Raw genomic sequence first — 2,806 nt, forward strand, 5'->3', positions numbered from 1 at the left:
CCACCGCAGCCGCCCCGCCCGCGCGCGGCGACCCGCGCGGCGCCGCCGTGCAGCAGATGCCGGGCCGCTACCGGGTGCAGACGCCGCCTTCGGTGCGCCTGACCTACGCCGTCAGCCGCACCCGGCCCGGACGCGCGCCCTCCGGCGAAGGCGAAGCCCAGTTGGTCTGGGAAGCTGGCGGCGGCCGTTACCAGCTGCGCTTGGAAGGCGTGCTCGGCCTGCTGGAAAGCGAAGGCGGCGGCGACGACACCGGCATCGCCCCAATCCGCGCCAGCGAACACCAGGACGACGGCAGCGACCGCATCACGCGCTTCGACCGCGCGGGCGGGCGCATCGACGCCGATGGCGCGGGCAGCAGCCCGCTCTACCTGGGCAGCCAGGACCGCGCCTCGCTGCTGATGCAGCTGGCCGGCATGGGCATCGCCGCGCCCGAGCAGATGCAGGGCGTGATCGAGATGATGGTCGGTGGGCCCGATGGCGCGCACCGGACGCGCTTCGAGGTGCTGGGCCGCGAGCCGCTGGCCACCGGCGCTGGCAGCCTGCAGACGCTGCGCCTGGCCGAGCTCAGCGAACCGGGCCGGCGCCGGCTGGAAATCTGGCTGGCGCCGGAACGCGGCTGGCTGCCGGTGCAGCTGCGCGTGACCGAGCCCGATGGCAGCGTGGCGAACCAGGTCGTGACCGCCATCGAGAGCGGGCCTGCCGCACCGGCCGTCCCGAACGCGGCGGTCATGTAGCCGCCGCCGGCCGGTCAGAAGCGCATCTCCAGCGTCGCCACCAGCTTCGGGCTTTCCGGATAGGTCCAGCCGCGGCGCTCGGTGCCGCTCACCGGGTCGATGTAGCTCGGCTCGAAGAAGTTGTCTTCACCGAGCAGGTTGGACCCGGCCAGGCGCAGCTGCAGCTTCGGATTGAACTGCCATACCGCGTACGCTTCGAGGTCGGTGCGCGCATGCGTATAGAAGCTGCGCTCCACGCTGGGGTCGACGCGCCCGCCGCGCCGGTGCGCCAGGCTCGCGCCACCCGAGAATGCGCCGCGCTTGTAGTCGAGGCCGAGGTTGGCCGTGAGCGGCACCTGCTGCTCCATGCGGTTGTAGGGACCGGGCACCGACTCCACGCGCGACCAGTTGCGGCTGACGCTGGCGCGCAGCTCAAACGCGGGCGCGTTCTCCATGAGCGCCGACAGCGGGAACTTCGCTTCCAGCTGCAGCGTGCGCAGCTCGGCGCGGTCTTCGTTGGTGGGCGTGAAAATCCAGCGCAGGCCATCGAAATAGATGCGGTTGCCGGTGTAGTCGTCGATGCGCCGTACCGAGGCGCTGGCGCCGAACATCGCCCCTTCGGCCCAATGGCGCTCCCAGCCGGCGTCGATGCCCCAGGCCAGTTCGGGTTTCAGGTTCGGGTTGCCCACGTAATCGGCCTCGGTGGCGCTGTTGTTTTCCCAGGCCGAGCGGCGCGGCACCAGGCTGTACAGGTCGGGCGCCTTGTAGGTGCGGCTCAGGGCCAGGCGCAGCTGGTCGCCCTTCTCGCCGGGCAGCTTCCACAGGGTCTGCAGCACCGGGCTGAAGACGTTTGAGCGCACCCGTGTGGTGCTGAAGGTGTTACCGCTGACGCGCGTGCGCACGCCTTCCCAGCGCGCGCCCAGGTACACCGACAACTGCGGCGAAACGGTCCACTCGTCCTGGGCGTAGACGGCGGCGCGCAGGGCACGCGCCGCGAAGGTTTCGACTGGCGGCTGGCCGGGCGGCAGCACGCGCACCGCGTCGGCCTCGGCGCGCACGTCGTCGCTGTCGTTCAGGCCCGCGTCCCAGCCGATTGCCAGCACGTGGCCGCCCTCGAAGGCGCGCGTGTACTTGCCGGTGGTGGTCGCGCCGCGTGCATCGGTTTCGGTGCGCACGCTGCCCTCGGTTTCCGGCCGCCCCAGGCCATCGACGCCGCTGCGCCTTACCAGCGTGTCCTGCCAGCTGCGCGTGACGCCGATCTTGCTCTCGAGCTTGGCGCCGGAGGCCAGGGTGGTGGTCCAGCGCAGGTTCGTGCTCAGCATGCGGTCATCGAAAGCCCCGACGGTATGCAGGTCCGGCACCGGCGGCGGCGCGCCGACCGTGGTCGTGGTCACGGCGTGGCCGTGGTTGCGGAAGCTGCCGCCGTTGGCCAGGGTGTCCCATTCGAGGCTGTCGCCGTTCCCGAAGGTCCAGCCCAGGCGCGGGCTCAGGTTCAGGCGGTTCATGCGGCCGCGCTCGGCCAACCGGGTCGACCTGCGCATGTCGAGGGAACCGTCGGGCCGGGTATTGGTCTGGTAGCTGCGCGTTTCGCGATCCAGTGCGTCGTGGTTGCCGCTGGCCGCGAACGACCAGGATGAGGTGTCGCCGCGGTCGGCCAGGTCGGCGCTGAAGGTGGGGCCGCGGAATTCGCGCGCCTCCATGTAACCGAGCTTCATCTCGCGCTCGGTCTTGCGCACCTTCCGGCGCGTGACGATGTTGATGGTGCCGGCCACCGACTCGTTCGAGAACTCCGCGCTGGCCGCACGCAGCACTTCGATGCGCTCGATCATCTCGGGCGACAGCGTCGACAGCGTGAAGCCCGGCGGCGTGCGCTCGCCGTCGAGCAGGATCTGCGTGTAGCCGCCGGCCAGGCCGCGCATCCGCACTTCCTGGGCGCCGCCCGAACCCACCGTGATGCTGATGCCAGGTATGCGCTTGAGCACGTCGGGGACGCTGGCGTCGCCGTAGCGCTCGATCTCCTCGCGCCGGACCACGATGCGGCTGGCCGTGTCGTCGCGGCGCGGGTCGTAGGCGGCGGAGGTGCTCTTGACTTC

Annotated in this window: 2 protein-coding genes; one reads left to right on the top strand and one right to left on the bottom strand. The window is 71.1% G+C overall.

What is annotated here, in order from left to right; genetic code table 11:
* Positions 1-734 (top strand): DUF3108 domain-containing protein (locus LK540_RS25150; protein ID WP_229440140.1); only part of this gene is annotated, 734 nt, incomplete at its 5' end.
* Positions 735-748: 14 nt separating this feature from the next.
* On the opposite strand, the gene LK540_RS25155 is transcribed toward LK540_RS25150, so the two are convergent.
* Positions 749-2,806, bottom strand: a 2,058-nt coding sequence (locus LK540_RS25155) for a TonB-dependent siderophore receptor (protein WP_229440141.1), incomplete at its 5' end; no start/stop codon positions are given.

Source organism: Massilia sp. IC2-278 (assembly GCF_020708045.1).
Taxonomy (GTDB): Bacteria; Pseudomonadota; Gammaproteobacteria; order Burkholderiales; family Burkholderiaceae_D; genus Telluria.